14 protein-coding genes are annotated in these 22,304 nt (G+C 53.8%); 13 read left to right on the plus strand and 1 reads right to left on the minus strand.

Features of this window, described 5'->3' with window-relative positions:
• Positions 1–4: 4 nt before the first annotated feature.
• Positions 5–2,272: an AraC family transcriptional regulator gene (locus NST69_RS14945; RefSeq protein ID WP_342549889.1), complete on the minus strand. Its 2,268-nt coding sequence runs from the start codon at positions 2,270–2,272 to the stop codon at positions 5–7.
• A gap of 303 nt (positions 2,273–2,575) precedes the next feature.
• Between NST69_RS14945 and NST69_RS14950 the strand changes: the two genes are divergently transcribed.
• From NST69_RS14950 to NST69_RS15010, 13 genes are all read left to right on the plus strand, one after another.
• Positions 2,576–3,502, plus strand: coding sequence for an ABC transporter permease subunit (locus NST69_RS14950; RefSeq protein WP_051478139.1), 927 nt, complete (start codon positions 2,576–2,578; stop codon positions 3,500–3,502).
• A 15-nt stretch (positions 3,503–3,517) separates the two neighbouring features.
• Positions 3,518–4,387, plus strand: a complete 870-nt coding sequence (locus NST69_RS14955; protein ID WP_209870928.1) for a carbohydrate ABC transporter permease — start codon at positions 3,518–3,520, stop codon at positions 4,385–4,387.
• Between the two features lie 42 nt (positions 4,388–4,429).
• Entirely contained in the window at positions 4,430–5,998 is a 1,569-nt protein-coding gene (locus tag NST69_RS14960; RefSeq protein ID WP_342549890.1) for an extracellular solute-binding protein, read from the plus strand.
• A gap of 85 nt (positions 5,999–6,083) precedes the next feature.
• A complete protein-coding gene (locus NST69_RS14965) occupies positions 6,084–9,140 on the plus strand; it encodes a DNRLRE domain-containing protein (RefSeq protein WP_342549891.1) in 3,057 nt (1,018 codons plus the stop codon).
• Between the two features lie 49 nt (positions 9,141–9,189).
• Positions 9,190–9,966, plus strand: coding sequence for a glucosamine-6-phosphate deaminase (locus tag NST69_RS14970; RefSeq protein ID WP_342549892.1), 777 nt, complete (start codon positions 9,190–9,192; stop codon positions 9,964–9,966).
• Complete coding sequence (locus NST69_RS14975; protein WP_342549893.1) at positions 9,963–11,129, plus strand: amidohydrolase family protein; 1,167 nt, start codon at positions 9,963–9,965, stop codon at positions 11,127–11,129. The genes NST69_RS14970 and NST69_RS14975 overlap by 4 nt, the downstream gene beginning before the upstream one ends.
• A gap of 982 nt (positions 11,130–12,111) precedes the next feature.
• Entirely contained in the window at positions 12,112–14,034 is a 1,923-nt protein-coding gene (locus NST69_RS14980; RefSeq protein ID WP_342549894.1) for a DUF4838 domain-containing protein, read from the plus strand.
• Between the two features lie 34 nt (positions 14,035–14,068).
• Positions 14,069–15,628: a glycoside hydrolase family 3 protein gene (locus NST69_RS14985; protein ID WP_342549895.1), complete on the plus strand. Its 1,560-nt coding sequence runs from the start codon at positions 14,069–14,071 to the stop codon at positions 15,626–15,628.
• Positions 15,629–15,906: 278 nt separating this feature from the next.
• A complete protein-coding gene (locus NST69_RS14990; protein ID WP_342549896.1) occupies positions 15,907–17,769 on the plus strand; it encodes a beta-L-arabinofuranosidase domain-containing protein in 1,863 nt (620 codons plus the stop codon).
• A gap of 177 nt (positions 17,770–17,946) precedes the next feature.
• Entirely contained in the window at positions 17,947–18,507 is a 561-nt protein-coding gene (locus NST69_RS14995; RefSeq protein ID WP_342550180.1) for a helix-turn-helix domain-containing protein, read from the plus strand.
• Between the two features lie 20 nt (positions 18,508–18,527).
• Complete coding sequence (locus NST69_RS15000; protein ID WP_342549898.1) at positions 18,528–19,280, plus strand: (S)-benzoin forming benzil reductase; 753 nt, start codon at positions 18,528–18,530, stop codon at positions 19,278–19,280.
• Positions 19,264–20,283, plus strand: coding sequence for a hypothetical protein (locus NST69_RS15005; RefSeq protein ID WP_342549899.1), 1,020 nt, complete (start codon positions 19,264–19,266; stop codon positions 20,281–20,283). Before NST69_RS15000 ends, NST69_RS15005 begins: the two co-directional genes overlap by 17 nt.
• A gap of 594 nt (positions 20,284–20,877) precedes the next feature.
• The gene (locus NST69_RS15010; RefSeq protein ID WP_342549900.1) at positions 20,878–22,281 is read left to right on the plus strand and encodes a helix-turn-helix transcriptional regulator; all 1,404 of its coding nucleotides are present in this window, start codon (positions 20,878–20,880) and stop codon (positions 22,279–22,281) included.
• Positions 22,282–22,304: the final 23 nt, after the last annotated feature.

Here is a 22,304-nt window from a genome sequence, read left to right on the forward strand (position 1 = left end):
ACGCTTAACTGTGATTCTCCCCGCCAGCCCGCTTGCGGTACTCACCCGGCGTTAAGCCAGAGGCACGCTTGAACATACGGATGAACGAGTTCACGTTCTGGTAGCCGACCTGAAGCGCGATATCCTGGATGCGCAGGTCGATATTCACCAGCAGCTCCTTGGCCCGCTCAATGCGCAGCGTGTTCAGATATTCGCTGAAGTTAATGCCGGTCTTCTCCTTGAAGATGCTCGACAGATAGCCGGAGGTCAGATTCAGCTTGTCGGCTACGATATTGAGATTGATGTCTTCCCCGTAATGCTTCTCCAGATACTCCAGCACGAAGCTGATGACCGGGTCCCGGGTCTCCGAGCCGCTGCGGACCGCCGCAAGCACAGGAGTCACCAGCTCCCGGAGCCATTCACTATACTGCTGCGTGGAATAGAAGGCGGCGAACGGCTCACCGGACAGGGCCGCGACCAGCCCCATTTCAAGCTCCGGCAGATTCAGCTTCATGACGGTCTTGCTTGTCTGTTCTGCCACTCCCGCAGCAAAAGCCCGGAAATCCTCCGCAGCGGCATCCTTATTCTGCAGCTGCTCCAGCTGGCGGTCCAGCCACCCGAACACCGCCTCTTCGCTGCCGGACTGCAGCAGGTTATGCAGCTCTTCCCCGTGAGTGACCTTCAGATGAAACGCCTTAGCCGACGAGGCCCGCGGCTCCACGATGATCTGTGTCTCCCCGTTCAGTCTGCGTTCCTTCAGCAGCTCGGACAGGTTGTGGTAAGCATCGGTAAACGGGGTTTCCCCCGAATACACCGGGCTGACCGCTATCGTGAGGTAGAGGGAATGCTCCTCTGCCAGCAGCTCCTGCAGCGTGCCCAGCACCTGAAGAATGGCGCTCTGCGGACCGGGATCGAAGAGCAGCAGCAAGAGCAGATCCTGCTCCGGCTGCAAGGCGACGTTCTCGGATTCCTCCCCGGTGAACAGGCGCTGAATCAGCTGCCATAACGCCAGCGTATGCTTCTCCGGCTCCTCCGGCAGGCGGGTGAAGCTGAGCTTGAACAGGATGGAGGCATACGGGCGTTCGGAATGCAGGGCATCCTCCAGCTCATTCAGACTTGCGTTCAGCGGAATATTTTTCACCTTATGGGTATAAGCATACTGGCGGACCAGCGAATTCTTGTGCGCCAGATCGTTCTGGATGAACCGGTTGTTCTCCAGGATGGAGCTCAGGCGGTCGCCGATAATGGCGAACTCCTTGACGCTGCTCACCTTGCCGGGGACGCTGCCGGATTTGCGGTCGAACGCGGCGATCAGGCGCTGGAGCGGCTGGTTCAGCCGGTAGCTGAACAGGAGCGAGAACAGAAGGCTGACCAGCACCGCAGCAGCGAGCAGAACTGCGAGCAGCAGCCGCATGCCGCGCAGCCCGCTCGCGATGGCGGCAACCTCGGTGACCCGGACGTAGGTGAAGCCGGTCTGCGCCCCTTTTTGATAGAAATAATACTTGTCCCCGATCCGCTCATGAGCGTTTGTATTCACGGCATACTCCAGCGCTGGCAGTTCCGTCTCTGCGGTGGAGAAGAGCAGCCGGTCCTGCGCATCCATTATATAGAAGGGATTCTTCCCGGCATCCCCGTACGCCTGCTCCAGCCGCTGCGGATTCAGCATCACAATGCCGTAGACCTCTTCATAAGGAATAGCCTTGATCATAACTGGCATCAGCCGCCCGAGCGCACGCGTGGAGCTCATTGTTGTTTCCGTAAAAGAGGCGGCAGGGAGGACCTTCAGATACTGGTTGTCCATGGTCTGGCCGCTCCAGAAATCCGCCGGATACTCCCCGCTGTAATAATATTTGCCGAACATGTCGGCCGCGGTACTCAGTCCCTCTTTCTCAAGAACATAGTCCTCCGCCTTGAAGTACAGAATGAAATTCTCAATATGCAGAAAAGGATTCCCGTACAGCGTCATCAGATCCGACTTGACCTCGCTGAGAATATCATACCGCCGGTTCTCCTTCAGATGGCTGAGAATGCCCAGGTTGGCTGTCCACGTATCCGACTGGGTCAGCGCCAGAATCATATTCTGCGTCAGCCGGAAGTGATTCTCGTACCCTTCCACCGTCTGCTTCAGACTCTGCTCGTTCTGCCGGACCACCTCCTGATAGACCTTCCCGCTAAGATATAGATGAGAGAACAGATTGAATGAAGCCAGCAGCAGGATGACGCTCAGGAAGCTGAGCATGAGCTTCACGAACAGGCCGCTAAGGGCAAATTGGCTGGTAAGCGGTCTCTTCATATGTATTCCCCCTTCAGGTGCAGCCGCTTGGTTATCGTTTTATCCTATCATAGCGGCACAAAGCTGACACGCACAATATGCACTTTTGCTGATTTATACGCTATTCTAGGGAAATACGCAAATAGGGCGAAAAGATATATAACATGCTGATAGCGCTTCCCAAAGACTTGCCGCTATAATTCGGAGACAAACCCCGGAAGCAGAGGGGAAGTTAGCTGACATTCAGCGAGCTGCATCATTAAGAACAAGAGGGGAATGCCTATGGCTCAAACGAGTGTAGTACAAGACAACTTGCGAAAGGAAATGAAAGATCCTTACCGGCGTCAAGGGCGTCTGCTGCGGACCTGGAACCATAACAAAACGCTATGGCTGCTGTTCCTGCCGTGCCTGCTGTACTATCTGATTTTCCGGTATGCGCCGATGTTCGGCCTCGTCATTACGTTTAAGGATTATAATCTGTTTAAAGGAATCTGGGCCAGCGACTGGGTGGGGCTGAAGTATTACCGGATGTTTTTTGAGAATCCTGACTTTTGGCCGCTGATGAAGAACACCCTGCTCCTGGGTCTGTACAAGCTGGTGTTCGGTTTCCCTGCTCCGGTGATCCTGGCGATTCTGCTGAATGAAGTCCGTAAGGCTGCGTTCAAAAAATTCGTGCAGACCGTCAGCTATCTGCCGCATTTCATCTCGAATGTCATTGTAGCGAGCATGGTGATTATGTTCCTGTCGCCGACAGGCGGCCTGATTAACAATCTGCTGGGCACCTTCGGGATCGGACCGATTAACTTCATGAATGAGCCGGGGATGTTCCGGGGGATCTATGTTCTCTCGGAGATCTGGCAGCATATCGGCTGGGAGACCATCATCTATCTGGCGGCATTAACGGCGATTGATCCCCAGCTCTATGAAGCAGCCGACATGGACGGGGCCAGCCGGATGCGCAAAATATGGCATGTCACGCTGCCCGGCATCTCACCCGCGATTGTCATCACGCTGATTCTGAATATCGGCAAGGTGCTGGAGATTGGCTTCGAGAAGGTATTCCTGATGCAGAACCCGGCGATCTATGATACAGCTGACATCATCAGCACGTATGTGTACCGGGTCGGTATGGAACAGGGGAACTTCAGCTATGGTGCGTCCATCGACCTGTTCATGGGGATTATCAGCCTGATCTTCATCTATAGCGCCAATTACATCAGCCGCCGTGTCAGTGAGACAAGTCTATGGTAGAGAAGAGGTGTGGTGATGAGATCACCGAGAATATCCTTGTTTAATATTGTCAGCACGTTCTTTCTGCTGATCGTTGTGGTGATTACGCTCTATCCGTTCCTGCACATGCTGGCGGTGTCTCTGAGCAGCGATATCAATGTCATCAAGAACACAGTCTCGTTCTGGCCCAAGGGCTTCAATGTGAAGATGTACGAGCTGGTGCTGGGAGACCCGAAGATCTGGACGGCCTATAAAAACACGCTGATCTACACCGTGCTCGGCACGCTGATCTCGCTGGTGGTTACGTCAACCGGGGCTTATGCGCTCTCCCGCCGGGATATGGCGCTGCGCAAGACCTTCACGATGCTGATCGTCGTGACGATGTTCTTCAGCGGCGGGATGATCCCGACCTTCCTCGTGGTCCGCTCCCTGAATATGGTCGATACCGTATGGGGCATGGTCCTGCCGGGCGCGGTCAGCACCTGGAATCTGATTCTGATGCGTACTTTCTTCTCGGGCATTCCCAAGGAGCTGGAGGAATCCGGGCGCATCGACGGGTTGAATGATATCGGGATATTCATGCGTATCATCATCCCGCTGTCGAAGGCTTCCTTCGCCACTATTGCTTTATTTTACGCAGTGGGCATGTGGAATAACTTCATCTATCCGCTCCTGTATCTGCGCACCCCGGATTTGTTCCCGCTACAGGTGCTGCTCCGCAATCTGGTGCTGGCCGGAAGCGCAAGCTCGGGGGATGTGACCGGGATCGGGGGAGACAACCAGGTCGTTGAAGAGTCGCTCAAATATGCAACGATTATGGTCTCTACGCTGCCGATACTCACGGTATATCCGTTTGTTCAGAAGTATTTTGTCAAAGGCGCCATGATCGGTGCAGTGAAGGGCTGAACCGGTCTGAACCATAACTACTACTTAAGGGAGAGATGAAGAATGAACAAATGGAAGTCTGTAATGCTGCCCCTCGCGGCAGCGGCAATACTGGTGAGCGGCTGCAGCGGGGGCAATAACAATCCCGCTTCGCCTGCGGCTACGGCTGCACCTGGAGGAGAAGCTTCTCCGGCCACTTCGGAAGCGAAGCAGGCCCACACCTTCACCGCACTGCTGGACAACAATGCCACCTTCCCTTATTCCAAGGACTGGCCGGTCTGGGGCTGGATCAAGGATCAGACCGGGGTTACGCTGGAGGTGCAGACTCCTTCCGGGAAGCTGGCTGAAGCGCTGAATCTCGCGGTGGCCTCTAATGCGCTGCCGGATCTGATGTATATGCCCAACCGCAAGGAATCGAACAAATTCGGCCAGCAGGGAGCACTCGTGGACCTGATGGAATACATGGACAAGCTGCCGAATCTGACCGCCTGGATGAAGCAATATCCGGATGAGGCGAAGGCGGCGCTCTCCGCTGACGGCAAAATGTATATGTTCCCGAACCAGGGCTTCGGGGAGACGAACCGGATGATCTGGATGTACCGCCAGGATGTTTTTGAGAAGGAAGGCATTCAGGCTCCCAAGACTTATGATGAGCTGCATACGGCTCTGAAGACGCTCAAGACGAAATACCCGGACAGTTACCCGCTGTCGCTCCGTTACGGACAGATCCCCGATGAGATGAACACGAATATGACGGTCAACTATGGAACGGGCGAAGGGGCTTACTACGATTTCGATGCAAAAGAATGGCGCTATGGGCCGACAGAGGACAGCTACAAGGAAATGGTCGGCATGTGGAAGCAATTCTATGATGAAGGGCTGATTCCGCCGGACTTCCTCTCGCTGCAGACCAAGCAGTGGCAGGACATGGTGTCTACCGGCAAGTCTTTTGTAACCGTGGATTATATCAGCCGTGTGGACTTCTTCAATAATGCGATGCGCAAGGAGAACCCTGAGTTCAATATGCAGTTCTTGGCTCCTCCCGCAGGGCTTGAAGGCGGCAAGCAGCTGAATCCTTACTTCCATTACATGGAGGGCGGTCTGACGGTTGCTTCTACCTCCAAGAATATCGAAGATATCATGAGTTATATGGACTTTTTCTATTCGGAAGAAGGCCGCACGCTCAGCAGCTGGGGTGTGGAAGGTGAGACGTATGTGAAGGAAGGCGATACGATCAAGTTCAAGCCGGAATTCACCGATGTGATTGAAATGCGGAAAGCAACGGGACTTCAGACCAGCGGAACCTATACGTGGATTGACTTCAATGCCCATCTGTCCCTGTTCTCGGATGACCTGAAGCACGCCTATGAAGAAGCCGTCAAATACGATCCGGCCAACATGCAGCCGCGTCCGGCCTTCACCGAGAAGGAGAATGAAGTCATCTCGATCACCGGACAGGCGATCAAGAAGCACCGTGATGAGAGCTTTGCCAAATTCGTGACCGGCTCCCGTAAGCTGGCGGACTGGGATAAATATGTTGAGGAGATCAACAATCTGGGCGTGGACAAGCTGCTGGCAACGTACAAGGAAGCGTATGACCGTGTTCAGAATATTCAATTGAGCAGCAACTAACCGGGTACTGACCGCAGGGAAGAACCGCTGAAGCACAGGCAAGGCATTCAGGGTAATCGCTTGACCATTAAAGGAGGCGCCGCTTATGAAGCAATGGCTGCAAGGCTCTGGCAAACGGCTTGGATGGATTCTACCCTTGGTAGGTCTGATTGTTGTACTCTCAGCAGTGGCGGTTCCGGGCACAGCCCGGGCCGCAGGCACCATTACACTGGATGAACCGCCCGGGGGATATGTCTCCTCCGGCGGGCCGGTGGAGGTCAGCGGTACCTATAGCGGACTGTACGATGTCCGGCTATATGTGAACGGGACGGCCCAGTTCGAGGCGCTGCTGGATGACCCGGACGGGGATGACAGCGGCACCTGGTCTTATACGCTCGACACCTCACGTTACAACGGTTCGGTGGAGCTGGTGGCCCGCGGGCTGGATACCACCACCCGCTATGGGGTGTGGAGTCCGTCCGTCACCCTTGAGGTGAACAACCCGGCAGGCGTTGCGCCAGTGGTGACGATTACCGGACCGGACGAAGGCATTGCCGTGACTGGACAGGTGGCGGTCACCGTTCAGGCAGAATCGGCTACGCCGGTCTCGGGCGTGCAAGTCCGGGTGAACCGGGGACCGTGGCAGCAGGCCGCTTATAACGGCACGCAATATGTATATGCCTGGAATACGGCGGGCATCGGTGACCGCACGATCAGCCTGGAGGCCCGGGCCACGAATGCGCCCGGACGCTACGGCTACAGCCCGACCGTCTATGCGCAGGTCGGTGCGGGCACACATGAAACGGCGGTGCCTCTGCCCGACCAGGACCGGGCCATGTGGATCTGGGAGCCGGAGAGCTATAAGCTGCTGCTGAATCCGGGTTCGCGGGAGGTGCTGGAGTCCTTCGTTACGGACACCGCAACCTTCGGATCAGAGCCGGTGACGACGCTGTATCTGGCTGTGGGCAACTACGCGGGCTACCGGGCGCTGGAGGAGCAGGAGGATGAGCTGCGCTCCTTCATGCGCTGGGCGCATGAGCGAAACTTAAGCGTCCATGCCCTTGTCGCGGGCGGAACCTCCCCGGCTTATATGGGTGCTTATGAGCGCTACCATAGTCATGCTGTACGGGAGATCGAGCAGATTATCAACTACAATCTTGCGGTGGATGCGGATGAGAAGTTCGATGGAATCAATGTGGACATCGAGCCGTATATCTCCCCAGACTTCAAAGACCCAAGCAAGTTCCTGCAAAAGGAGTACCTGGATGGTCTGCAAAAAATGATTGACCGCCGGGATACAGCCGGTATCCAGCTGCCCTTCGGCCCTGCTGTCCCTAAATGGTATGATTCCTCCGAGCAGGGGGCGAATATCCAGTGGAATGGCACGACAAAATGGCTGTCCGAGCATATCCAGGATATCTCCGATTATATCTCGATCATGGATTACCGGGATTCCGCAGACGGCACAGCGGGCATCATTGCCGGCGCAGCTGGAGAGCTGGCTTATGCCGAGGCGATCGGCAAGCCGAATTCCGTAGTCATCGGGGTAGAGACGCTGGATATTGCGAACAGCGGTGACCCGGAGACCATTACCTTCCAGGAGGAAGGCCGCTCTCATATGGAAGCTGAGCTGGACAAGGTCTATGCCGCTTCCGGGCAGAGCAGCGCCTTCGGCGGAATTGCTGTCCATCATTATGATTCCTACCGGGCATTACCTTCATATTGGGGACCGGGCGGCGTCTTCTGGACAGCGCCGGAAGACCATGAAGCACCATCTGCACCTGCGGGTACGCCAACCGCTATTGCCAGTGACTATCAGAGCATACGGCTGAATTACGGAATGGCTACTGACAACTTGGAGGTAGACCGCTACATTATTTACCGCAGCACAGTACCCGGCTTCACGCCAACCTCCGCGGATATTGCCGGACTCGCCCGGGGCCTGAATTATCAGGACAAGGGACTGCTCCCGGACACCACTTACTATTACCGTATTGCTGCCCGTGATCTTGCGGGCAATATCGGGCCGGTCTCCAGCGAAGTGTCTGCTGTTACTGGAAGCACAGCGCTTAAGCCGATGATTGTGACGGATATGCAGCTAGCCTACACCGGGACTGCGGCTTCCGCTGCCATGAAAGTGCGCGACTATACTACCGGGGCGGTGCTTGCAGGGGCAGCGATAGAAGGCCGCTTCACGTATTCGGCGGGCCGTTATGCAGCGACGGTAACCGGAGCGGACGGGCGGGCTGCCTTCACTTCAGAGGCTATTCTGTCGGGGCGTCAAGCCGGATTCGAGCCAAGAAGAGTTCAGTCAGCCGGTTATTACTATGCCAGCGCCCATGACTTGCCGCATACTACCGCATTACTGTCGCATGGCGGGCTTAGTGGATTAACGTTATCGGCAGGAGTGTGGAATAAGCCTTTTGCTGCAAGTGACAAAGCCTATACCGTTACAGTCAACAGCAACGTAACCGTGCTACAAGTCACACCGGTTACCGTCAAGGCCTCGGATGCAGTACTTGTAAACGGAATGCCCGTGGCATCGGGAACAGCCGCGTCCGTTACGATCGGATCAGAGCCTGCCGATGTATCGGTCCTGGTGTATCACGAGGATGGAACCGCAGATCTCTATCTGCTGCATATCGAGCGAAATGCCCCGGCAGATCCGGTAATCCCGGTGACCATGGATGCTTATGTCCATGAGCATCAGCCTTCGGCCAATTTCGGGCAGGAGCCTGTGCTGGAGGTGGCCGATCTTCCGAATGCACAGGGCGGAGGGGACCGTATCGCCTTCATGAAGGCGGAACTGAATCTCTCTGGAACGGCGGTGCAGTCCGTAACGCTGAACGTCTATGTTACCGCTGCTCCAGCTTCTCCGGTTACGCTTGCTCTGAAGGGCTACACCGGAACGCAGTGGACCGAGAGTGGAATTACCTGGAATAACCGCCCTGTCAGCGGCGGAACGAATCTCGGAACAGTCCGGGTCACCGGGTCCGGGTGGTACAGCGCGGATGTGACCGCTTATGTTGTCGCGGCAGCGGCGGCTGGACTTACGCCGACCTTTCAGTGGAGCGACCCTAATACTGCGGGAATCGTTGTAACGCTGGCCAGTTCTGAGAATTCGGATAACAAGCCATATCTGTTAGTTAATGACGGGTTGTAAAAGAGAAGGGGCGGTCACTTCCGCCCCAATAAGGAGGAGAGGGTTCATCATGGAAGAGACGTTGACTCCGGCGGCGGAGCATCTAGTGGAGCGTATGCGCGTTCTGGTCTATAACCAGCGCAGCGAGATGGGTGCTGCAGCGGCAGGAGCAGTTGGGCGGCGAATCAGAGACTTGCAGGGGAAGTCCCAGGCTCCGGTCCGCATTGTATTTGCCGCAGCTCCGTCACAGAATGAGCTGTATGAGGGGCTGGTGCGGGAGCAGGGGATTGACTGGTCCCGGGTGCACGCTTTTCATATGGATGAATATATCGGCCTGCCGGAGAAAGCCCCTCAGCGCTTCGGGAACTATTTGCAGGAACGGTTGTTCAGCAGAGTCAATCCCGGACGGATCGAGCTGCTGGGCCGGACGGGCAATATTGAAGGGGAGTGCCGGAGATACGCGGAGCTGCTGAATGAAGCGCCTATTGATATCGTCTGCCTTGGCATCGGTGAGAACGGGCATATTGCGTTCAATGATCCGCCTGTAGCCGATTTCGCCGATCCGCTGCTTGTTAAAGCGGTTGAATTGGATGAAGCCTGCCGGACGCAGCAGGTGAATGACCGCTGCTTCGCCACATTGGACGATGTCCCTACTCATGCGCTGACGCTGACCGTGCCCGCCTTGATGGCAGGCCGCCATCTGTTCGGGATTGTACCTGGGAAGGCCAAGCAGGCCGCATTGCAAGCGGCGCTTCATGGCCCGCTCAGTACCGTGTGCCCGGCGAGCATCCTACGGTCTCATCCCTCCATTACGCTGTTTACGGACCGGGATGCCTTCGGCTCATGAACGGTGTGATCTCGGGAAGACATTACAGAACCGGCCTGCCGCTTGAGGTCCACGTTAACGGTGGCGTCATTGAAGCGGTTCATACGCTGGCCGAGAGTCCGCATATGGCCGATTGGCCATTGCTTGCGCCGGGGCTGGTTGATTTGCAGGTGAACGGCGGCTGGGGGCTTGACTTCAATACGCTGCCGCTTGCACCGGAGACCGTGGCTGGACTCTCGCACCGCCTGCTGGCCCGGGGAGTTACCTCGTATTGTCCTACCCTGATTACGAACGGGTCGGACCAGCTCGTCCAGGCAGCATCCGTGATTGCTGAAGCCGTGCGGACACAGCCGGATATCGCCGGGCTGATTGCAGGCATTCATCTGGAGGGGCCCTTCCTGTCCCCGGAGGACGGTCCGCGCGGGGCGCATCCCCTGGAGCATATCTGCCCGCCCGATTGGGAGGCCTTCTGCCGCTGGCAGGAGGCGGCAGAGGGCCTGATCCGGATCATTACCGTGTCGCCCGAATGGCCGGGAGCCGCAGCCTTCATCTCCAGATGCACCGCTTCCGGCGTCAGGGTCTCCATCGGACATACGGCGGCCTCACCGGAGCAGATCCGGCAAGCAGTTGCCGCAGGGGCGGTGATGTCTACTCATCTGGGCAATGGTATGCATCTCACGCTTCCGCGCCATCCTCACTATCTGTGGGAGCAGCTCGCAGCCGATGAGCTGTACGGCTGCATGATTGCCGACGGCTGCCATCTGCCGGATGCGCTGCTGAAGGTGATCCTGCGGGTGAAGCAGAGCCGGGCGATTCTGGTCAGCGATGCCGTCTCGCTGAGCGGCATGGCGCCGGGTGCCTACCGGCTGCATATCGGCGGCGACGTGGTGCTGACGCCGGAAGGAAGGCTGCATCTGGCTGGCCATCCGCGGCTGCTGGCCGGATCGGCCATGACGCTGGCGGACCAGGTGGCCTACCTGGCCCGGGCCGGGTTGGCAACGCTGGAGGAGGCGCTCGACTGCGCTTCCCTTCACCCGGCCCGGCTGCTGAGGCTCCCGCAGGCTGCCGGACTTACCGCCGGTGCCCCAGCAGATCTGATCGGCTTCCGCAAGGGCAGCGGCGGGGGCCTGGAGATCCAGGCGGTGTGGAAGAATGGCCGGATTACAGCGGCCAAGAAGGACTAGGAGAGTAGCAGAATAAAAGAACTGATTCCATTTGATTAACGCGATAGAGTAGGACGTTGCGTTCGTTCCGAACAATCAGAGATAAATGTAATGGAGTGGTCATAATGAGGCCATCCGTCCCAATGTAATCGAAAAACCGATCACATTGCGACTGGGGACGGTGCGTAGGCCCAATGTAGTCGAAAAACCGAACACATTCGGACCGGGGGCGGCGCGTGAGCCAAATGTAGTCGAAAAACCGATCACATGGCGACCGGGGACGGCGCGTAGGCCCAATGTAGTCGAAAAACCGATCATATTGCGACCAAGGGCGGCGCGTGAGCCGAATGTAATCGAAAAATCGATTACATTCGGACCGGGGATGGCGCGTGGGCCCAATGTAGTCGAAAAACCGAACACATTGCGATCGGGGACGGCGCGTAGGCCCAATGTAGTCGAAAAACCGATCACATTGCGACCAGGCGCGGCGTGTAAGCCCAATGTAATCGAAAAACCGAACACATTGCGACCGGGGGCAGCGCGTAGGCCAATGTAGTTCAAAAACCGATCACATTCGGACCGATGGCGGCCCGTAAGCCCAATGTAGTCGAAAAACCGATCACATTGCGACCGGGGGCAGCGCGTAAGCCCAATGTAGTCGAAAAAACGATCACATTGCGATCGGGGACGGTGCGGAGGCCCAATGTAGTCGAAAAACCGATCACATTGCGACCGGGGACGGCGCGTAGGCCCAATGTAGTCGAAAAACCGAACACATTCGGACCGAGGATGGCGCGTGAGCCCAATGTAGTCGAAAAACCGATCACATTGCGACCGGGGACGGCGCGCGAGCCCAATGTAATCGAAAAACCGATCACATTGCGACCGGGGGCGGCGCGTAAGCCCAATGTAGTCGAAAAACCGAACACAATAATAGGCGGTTTCGTCCTTACTGATCCAATCCATAAATTTAAACCTGACGATGTACTAGGAGGAGAGAGCGATGCTTAGCTTAATACCCGAGCCAAAGCAGGTGAGGAGTACAGAGAAGAAGCCATGGAGAGCCGGCGGGGAATTCCGTCTGCGGCTGGCTATGGAAGTGGAAGATCCCCGGCTGGTGCTTCATTGCCGGCGGGCTTTTCCCGGCAGGGAAGTCACCGCCGCCGTCTCGGGAGCAGGCGAGGGATACTCACTGCTGATTGAGGAGATTGTGAGAATCGAGGGAGCTGCGGGAACTGAGGACACTTCAGCGCAGGCTGAACCCGGAGCTTCCGGGCAGGATGCAGCCTGGGCAGCGCCTGGAGAAGCCGGACCGACTAACGGCCGGGCTTCGGCTGCTGATCCTGATGAGACAGGCCTGTTCCCACTGAAGGGCCGGGCGGAAAGCTACCTTCTGGACGTTAGCGCAAACGGAGCTGTAATCCGCGCACTCGACGCCCCCGGACTCTATTACGGCTTGCAGACGCTGCTGCAATTGCAGAGCCTGCACGGGGACGGCAGTATTCCGGCGATGTCCATTACGGACTGGCCCGATACGGAGCTTCGGGTGATGAATTTCGATCTGCGCCAGACCTTCTCGAAGCCGGAGCGGCTGATCGAATATCTGGCTGAATTCTCCCGCTACAAGACGAACGCGGTGCTCATTGAATACGAGGACAAGTTCCCATTCCAGACGCACGGGGAATTCGCCCATCCGCAGCACGCGCTTAGCCGGGAAGAGCTGGAGGCGCTCCAGGCTGCGGCCCATGAGCATTATATCGAGATTATTCCGCTGCAGCAGAGCTTCGGCCATCTGGAGTATGTGCTGCGCCATGACGCCTGGAAGCATCTACGGGAGACAGAGGAATCTACTGGCGAGATCTGCCCGTCCCATCCGCAGACCTATGAACTGATTACAATCTTGCTGGCGGAGATGATGGATGCCCATCCTGAATCACGTTATATTCATCTGGGTTGTGACGAGGTGTACAGCCTGTGCGAATGTGAAGCGTGCCGGAAGGAATTCGGCGGCGTACGGGAACGGGCCTTCATCTCCTTCCTGAACCGCCTGATTGAATTCACGGCCAGCCGGGGACGCCAGCCGATCTTCTGGCATGACATGCTGGACAAATGCCCGCCCGAGGAGTTGGCGAAGCTTGATCCGCGAAGCGCAGCGATGATCTGGATCTATAACGGCCGCAATATACAAGCGGAGGTTACTTCCCTGACCCATAAGTTCAGAGCGCTCGGCATTGAGGTGATGGGTGCACCAGCGGTCCGCAGCTTCGACTGGGCGGAGCATCAGAACTACCCTGTCATTGACAACCGGACCGACAATCTGCTGCAGTGGGCAGAGACAGCTGAGAAGCTGGATATCCGCTGTATGGTCGCTACGAACTGGACCGGGCCGTTCAGCCTTGGCGTTCCTTATGGCGTGTTCGAGACGACCTGGTATCCGATGCTGCTTCATGCCGATCTCGCCTGGAACCGGCGGGCAGATGCTAGTACGTTCATCGACCGCTTCCTGGAGCTGTTCCATGGTATAACTCCAGAGACAGGTCATGCGCGGCTGGGAAATTACCAATTAGAGGATTACTACGATATCATCTGGAAGCTGCGGGAGGAGGTACAGCGGAATCACGGCTACGCTGAGCTGATCGCGATCATGCATGATTTCGAGGTGGCCACCGACCGCTCCAGGGCGATTCACAAGTATGCCTACCGCTGGGAGCTGTACCCGGGCGACAGCGCAGAATGGCGTTCTCTGCTGAACAATTACACCCGTAACCATAACGGACGCGAAGCGGTCCGGCCCCGGATGCTGGAGGCGCTTCTGAAATACCAGCCCCGGGATATGGCTGAGCATTTCGTGAAATCGCGCTTCTATCTGCATGATTACCTGGAGCGGACGCTCTACCGGGAGATCGGGCTGGCCCAGGGAGAATGAGCACTCAATATACCGAGAGGAGGATGGAGCAATTATGCAGCTGAACGAAGCAAATCTAAAGCATGATCCGGACGCCATGAGCCTGGAGGACAAAATAGCGCTTATGTGCGTAGTCGGCACCCCTTCTATAGCGGCAGAGCCGGAGTTCCGTGAACGGGTGTCCGGAAACCGGTTCGGCGGGATTGGCCTGTTCCCTCATAATGTGAAGGATGAGCAGCAGACGCTGAAGCTGATGGCGGAGGTTCAGGCCATTGCCGGAGACTCCGGCATTCCGCAGCCTTACTATGTGTCTATCGATGAGGAGGGAGGCACGCTCTCCAAGTTCAAGACCTTCTATCCTTACATTCCCGGCAACCGTGCTGCCGGATTAAGCCTGGATGCTGAGACCGCCTATCTCCAGGGTAAAATCATCGGCAGCCAGCTCCACGCGCTGGGCATCCCGATGAACTGGGCGCCGGTGCTGGATGTGAATACGAACATTGACAATCCGGTTGTTGGGGTGCGTTCTTTCGGCGAAGACCCTGAAGTGGTGGCCGCCTTCGGCAAGGCATATATTCAGGGGATGCACGAGACAGGTGTAGCGGTAACGGCCAAGCATTTCCCCGGCCATGGACAGGTCAGCGGCGATTCCCATGTCGTCCTCCCCGAGTGTGAACTGACGCTGGAGGAATTAATGAACGGGCCGCTGTTGCCATTTATCGCTGCCATCGAAGCCGGGGCCGATTCAATCATGATGGGACATCTCGTATTTCCTAACATTCCCGAGTCGGCAGGACTGCCTGCTTCACTGAGCCCCTTCTTTGCCGGAGACTTACTGCGCAGCAGGCTGGGCTTTGAGGGTATCATCTGCACCGATGACATTGAGATGGGCGCGATCAAGAAGAATTTCAACCCGGATGAGGTGGGCGTACTGGCCGTGCTGGCCGGCAACGACATGATTCTGATGTGTCATACCCCGGAATTCCAGGAGCGGATCATCGCGGGTATCCGAAAAGCTGTTCTGGACGGCGTCATCGCCAAATCCAGAATTGACGAATCAGTCAACCGCATCCGCCACCTCTATGCGAAATTCCGGCAATACCGGGCGGCGGCCCGGCCCATTCCGCGCGAGGGATGGAATGAGGCGGCCCTGCAATATGCGCGCCGCACGGTCAAGATCAGCCGCGATCCGCAGCAATTGCTGCCACTGTCTCTATCGCGCCAATATATGCTAATCTTGCCGCGCCAGGAGCAGCTCACCATCGCCGATAACTCCGGCGGTAGTGACATCGGCTTAGCTGCGTTGCTGGTAGCCCGGGGCTTGTCCGTGCAGACAGAGTATTGCAGCATGAAGCCGGACGCCGCCGAAATTGCGAACCTGTGCGCCAAGGCCGCCGGCCGCACCGTCATTCAGGGAACACTGAATGCCCATCTGTTCCGGGGACAGCTCGAACTTGCCGCACAGCTTGCCGATGCCGGACCGCTGCTGACCCTGGTGTTACGCAACCCGTATGACGATGCTTACCTGCCGCAGAGTGCCGGCAGCATTCTGCTATGCTCCACCTCCGATTATTCGCTTCAGGCTCTAGCGGAAGTGTTGGTTAGACAGGCTTAATAACTCACTCAAGAGCAGACTCTCATGCCATACTTGGGGTCTGCTCTCATTTGTGTTGATAGAATAACATAGTATTATTGTTGATATATGGGAAATAAGACGGTGTTCGTCACAGAGGAGGATCTGCAGCATCTCTGATCCAGCGCACAATCGGCCGGAATTGATCGGTATGGATCAATTTTATCGTTGTATCCATCATTGGTTTGCGGGACGGGCTGCTTTATAATTTCATTGTGCAAGCAATGCAAGCAATGTCATTCTATTAAGGGGCTGCAGCAATGAGAGAACTGAAGGGCAAACAGGTCATTCTTCAAGATCATGATTTGAGACGCAGAGAGGACGCCAACCGCCGGTATCTGATGAAACTGACAAATGACAATCTCCTCTTTAACTATAAGGTGGAGGCAGGAAGATATGACGGCAGAGATATTCCAGCGGATGCACACGGGGGCTGGGAGACGCCGGTCTGCCAGATCCGCGGACATTTTCTGGGACACTGGCTGTCTGCGGCAGCAATCCGTTATCATGAGACCGGGGATCTGGAACTCAAGCTGAAGGCCGATCTTATCCTGGACGAGCTGGCTGAATGCCAGAAGGACAACGGAGGGCAATGGGCTGCGCCGATTCCCGAGAAATATCTGCACTGGGTGGCCCAAGGCAAGGCGATCTGGGCGCCGCAATATAACATCCATAAGCTATTTATGGGTCTTGTCGATATGCATCATTTCACCGGGAGCCGTAAGGCGCTTGACATCGCAGACCGATTCGCCGACTGGTTCGTCGATTGGAGCAGTACCTTCACCAGAGAGAAGTTCGATGACATACTGGATATGGAGACAGGCGGTATGCTGGAAGCTTGGGCTGATCTGCTGGAGCTTACCGGGAACGATAAATACACTGTTTTGCTGGAACGGTATTACCGCAGCAGATTGTTCCGCCCGTTACTCGAAAATAAAGACCCGCTGACCAACATGCACGCCAACACGACCATTCCCGAGGTACTCGGCTGCGCCAGAGCTTACGAGGTTACCGGCGAGCAGCGCTGGATGGATATTGTCACGGCCTACTGGAAATGTGCGGTCACTGAGCGGGGGATGCTGGCTACCGGCGGCAATACGGCAGGTGAAGTATGGATGCCGAAAATGAAGATCAAGGCCCGCCTTGGAGATAAGAATCAGGAGCACTGTACAGTGTATAACATGATCCGTTTGGCAGAATTTCTTTTCCGGCACACCTCGAATCCGGCCTATGCGCAGTATATCGAATATAATATGTACAACGGAATTATGGCGCAGGCCTATTACCAGGAATACCATCTGACCGGCAACAAGCACAGTGATCCGGCAACTGGGCTGCTCACGTACTTCCTGCCGATGAAGGCCGGGTTACGTAAGGATTGGAGTACGGAGACGGATAGTTTCTTCTGCTGCCATGGAACGATGGTCCAGGCTAACGCCGCGCTGAATAGAGGGATCTATTATCAGGAGCAGAACGATATCTATGTCTGCCAGTATTTCCGTTCGGAGCTGACCACCGAGATCCACGGAGAGAGCGTGCGGATTCAGCAGTCCCAGGATCATATGAGCGGAAGCATGCTGAACTCCTCGAACACAGCCGGGCAGCAGGAGCTGAATGAGATTACTGCACTTCATGAGAACATGCCGGATTACAGAAAATATGACTTCACCGTCCATGCCAGCTCTGTCAGCGAGTTTGCCGTCCATCTGCGGATTCCAGACTGGATCATGTCAGAAGCTGTGATCTATGTGAACGGCGAGCTGCACGGGAAGTCTGCGGATCACTCCGCCTTCTATACGATACTGCGAGAGTGGCAGGACGGCGACCGGATCAGCATCATTCTGCCTCTAGGCATCCGTTTCATCCCTCTGCCCGACGACGAGCAGACCGGCGCGTTCCGCTATGGCCCTGAAGTACTGGCTGGCATCACCGAGAATGAACGGATCCTCTACACCCCGTTAGCGGATGCAGCCGGTGAGATCATCATGGAGAACGAACGGGAGTGGGGAAGCTGGCGTTACTTCTTCAAGACCACCCGTCAGGACCCCGGCATCCAGCTCAGAAGAATCCGCGATATCGGGTATGAGCCTTATCAGGTGTATTTCCCGGTGAGAAACGAATAGAGGTTAGAACGGCCACCTGTATCCTTGCAGGTGGTTATTTTATGCGTAAATTTATTTTTTGAACGATCGGTCGTTAAATTATTGACAATTCATTAGGTTAATCCTTATAATGACATTAATTCAATCGAAGGGAGCCTGAGGGTTATCAAGAAAAAAGAGATTACATCCAGTTACATCATCCAGGCAGCATTTGAGCTTTTTGCTGAGTATGGAATAGAGAAAACGAGTTTGGGTTTAATTTCAAAAAAAGTGGGGATCACCAAATCCTCTATTTATTATCATTTTGCTACAAAAGAAGAGCTGATCAGCCGGACCTTTGAGCATATTTTCCGGGATCATCATTTTACAGCGTATTTTGATACGGAATCCGTTAATAAGGACAATTTTGCAGAAATCCTAATCAGCGGCGGTCTAAACATGCTGCCAAGCGGCGAGGAAGAGTATCGCTCCACTTTAAGGGTGCTCAGTGAGTTTGCCATGCTGGCTGAACGGGATGAGCAATTTCGAGCTCCATTCTTGAGAATCCAACAAGATTTTGTAACCGGTTTTGTTCAACTTCTGTCGAAGGGCGCTGAATTTGGCCTTATTGCTTCTTCAACCATCGGGGTTAACGCAGCCATTCTTGCCTTGCTTATAGATAATTTGTCCAGATGCAAGATGATGAGGATGGATCTCGAATATGAGCTGATTTGGGAAGAGGCTGTCCGAAGAATGATACTTCGTGAAGATCACCAATAACTTACAGGGGGCAGATACACTTGAAACATATTATTATTACAGGTACATCCAGAGGAATCGGTGAATCCCTGGCTAATCAATTCATCGACCCGTCCCACCATCTGATATGTATATCCAGAACGGCTAACCAAGGACTCATGGAGCGAGCGAAGCAACTGGGTTGTCACATGGATTATTTTAATTATGATTTAACGGATATCAGTGGTATCGATCAGCTTGTTGAAAATATTTTCAGCCGAATTGAGCTTCGTTCCAGCGGGGAAGCCGTCTATCTAATCAATAATGCCGCCATGCTGACGCCTGTAAGCTCGATTGATAGGTTAGAAACGGGACAGATCATAGAGAACCTCCACTTGAATCTGTTAGCACCCATGGTGATTACCTCCAACTTTTTACGACTTACTAAGCATCTGAATGTGGACAAAAGAATCCTGAATATCTCCTCAGCTTCTGCAAAGTACATACTGCCTTCACAAAGCGCCTACAGTACTGCCAAAGCTGGTTTAGACTCTTTTACCAAGTGTATAGACATAGAACAGAAGCTGGCTACGTATCCGGCAAAAGCAGCAGCAGTGTATCCCGGCATGATCGATACAAGCTTGCAATCGGAAATACGGTCTGTAACCACTGAGCTGTTCCCCTATGTGAATGAATTCATTCAGCTCTCTGCGGAAGGGAAACTGCAATCACCGGAATACACAGCGTCTAGATTAATTGAAATTCTTGTACATGATGATTTCGGAAAGACTGTTATTATTGAAACCATCGATTAATGCTGAGAGAGAGGTGATTAACATCAGTCCCTCCAGAAAATTAAGCAGCTTCAGCCAGCTTGATGACTTCATAACATACGGCGGTTATATGGAAATACCGGAGAATCACGGACGGACACTTCAGGAGCTTATGCTTGACTGTCAAGTCAGCTACAGAAGTGAGCACGGGCTCAGCCTGGAATTTGAGTTCCGGCAATGCAGCTTAACAGTGATTTACGCAAAAAAAGGCTATTTCGGATCGCAGCTTGACTTCAGCCGCAGAGGACGAAGAGTTACGGAGAGGGACATGCACCTATGGCAGGATTTTGCCACTTACCTGGCAGAGCTTGGGTTGACCACCGTCAACTTCACTCAGAACAGCAAGAGGATTAGAGCGCAGCTAAGCAACGGATTGCGGGTTATTTTCCAATACTCGGCGGACCATGGCGATTATCTGCTGGATCAGATCACCAGCCGTTACGGCAACCAGAGAAAATTGAACCGCATTATCGCTGAGCCAATGATCCTGGAGCTGGAGAGCATGGGCTGTATGGTCAGCGAATACCTGAAGCAAGGCGGATTCTTCAAGCTGCCGGGGCAGCAGGACCGCCGCTTCACGGATCTACTCATGCGGTGCACCACCAAAGAAAGCCACAGCAGTATAACAGGCACTATATTGGGATTTCAATTTAAGCGTTGGCTGCTGGAGATCTTTTATGATGAGAGGCTGCAGTTCACAGGCGAGAATATGAAATTCATCGGGGAACACGGAGAGGATAGGAAAGAGGAAGGGCAGCAGGATAACGAATTCCGCACATGGGGAGATTTTCAGGCGTTTGCCCGGTATCACGGCATTCAGATCGTAGAGCAATGCCGCAGCCTGGATGTCATGATCGTCTTCCTGGATACAGGGGCCAATGTGCATTTTAATTATTCCGAAGACCTGGAGGATTATGTTGTCACTGTGTTAGAGGGCGACGGAATGCGCTTGCGCGACAGCTACAGGAGAATTTATAAGGATTAATGCGTGTATTCATATGAAAATAAAAAAACCACCGTTGAAGGGCTTTCCCTTAACCGGTGGTTTTTTGCTGATAAACGAACTCCTGCCATGATCACCTACAAAAAGTAGGTCAAATGGAAATTCAATTGCCATTTTTTTGCGCATCTGCACGTTGATTAGAGTATTTCCATTCATCTACTTCACGGGGATCAACACCACACAAGTGACTGATTAGAAGCGCCAATGTAACGTTCGGGAGTACCACACCGTACTCAATATTCTGGTAGTTGCGCAAGGTGCATTTCATGGTGTCGTTAATCTGATGTACGATGGATTCTTGGGTATACCCTGCGGCTTTCCGTGCATCCTTTATCCTCAAAATGCAATATCTCCCTCGACTTTTCGGTATGTTTTTATGATAGGGGAGGAGACTCGTTAATTTAACGCTTTATAATACACGAAATATATTGCGTATAATGATTTTAGGTATATAATAATAGATGTAAACGGGATAATTAGTAAAATATCCCTTTATATTGACCGCCGTTTGATTCATCCTTAGTATCAACTATACGTATGCTTTTAATCCTATTTTATGGGAGGAGGGGTGTTGGTTTGGGATCGGTACATTCTATCCGGGAAGAACTGCTCGCGTATATGAACAGAAATCAAATGATACATTCCCATTTTGCAGAGTTAGCGGGTCTCAATTCAGGTACGCTCAGCCGGATCTTAAAAGGTAAACATCCAATCTCTATGGCACAGCTTGCTGCGATTACTGCTGGAATGAAGCTGCCTGAAGACTATTTTTTTGAAGACTATATCGATGAATGCTTTTCTTTTGTAGTCTCCATGCGGAGGATCCGACCCTTTATTTTCCGATGTGCAGAACTAGATCGTTTGGATTGTATTGAACAGATTGTGAACCGTCTGCTGGAGGATTTGTCTTATGCATCTTTACTGTTTGAATTCGCTGAACTTTTGTATGAGGACAATAAAAGCCAAGCTGCAAGGATACTGTATCAGGGTGTGAGCGAAGCCGAAAAGTATCAGCATTCCGAACGGTTAGCATTATGCCAGTACCGTATATTTCAGATTGAATTAGAAGAACAACAGGATCTGGAGGAGAGGTTACGTGCAGCCACTCAATTTGAGTTGTATGTCAACCGGTTAGACGCAGCCGATCAGCTCGATGCAATGAAACAGCTAATGCATATTTATGGTCTGGTACACAAGTGGAAGAGAGTAGACGAACTCGCTAAGGAAATGCACCGGATTGCATCCGTTCAATATGAGCTGGAAGGCCGTAGTTCTAACACAATAGAAGAAAGGGTGAAGCGTCCTGATCGTCCTTTTTACTATTATATCCTGTACGCATACTTAGCCAGATCTACTGCCAGCGAAGAGTGCGGCGACTACAAGAGGGCATTATCCTTTGTGAAATTGTATGCAAATGGTGAACGCTGGGTTCAGGAGAACGATGAAGAATCCCGGCAGGTCATTGCACAATTTACGGAATGGGCCGTTGCTAACACTTATCTGTACCGGTTAATGTCCGGAGATTTGGATGTAATACATGAGTACGCAGACTATATAGCTATTCAAGAGGATGAAATATTTGTGGCAGTGCGTTATATGGTTCAAGCGGCGAATGTATTTAAGCTTAATATCGACAGTATCTTAGAGCGGTTCGCGGCATACATACCTTATGAATCCAGCAAGACAGAGTTCGGTGAATACAATCAGGCCATCCTGCAAGAGAGCTACGCGCAATTCCTCATCGACCTGGCAATCTATTTTTTCAATCACAGCAAGAGTAAGGAACAGGCATTGAACACGGTACTGAAAGGCTTGGAAATATCAATTAGGATCAATAGCAGCCGAAATATCATTGTTTTTATGAGTCTTTATGAGCAATATAGGGAATTTACGGATCAGGAGCTGGAGGAAAGATTCAAAAATCTATCAAGTGAGGTGTATCAGCCTGTAGTGTTTCAATTGTTATTTCAACGACGATAACCTTGGTGACTACACTGGGACAT

Source organism: Paenibacillus sp. FSL P2-0089 (assembly GCF_038595095.1).
In the GTDB taxonomy this organism is placed as follows: Bacteria; Bacillota; Bacilli; order Paenibacillales; family Paenibacillaceae; genus Paenibacillus_AQ; species Paenibacillus_AQ silagei.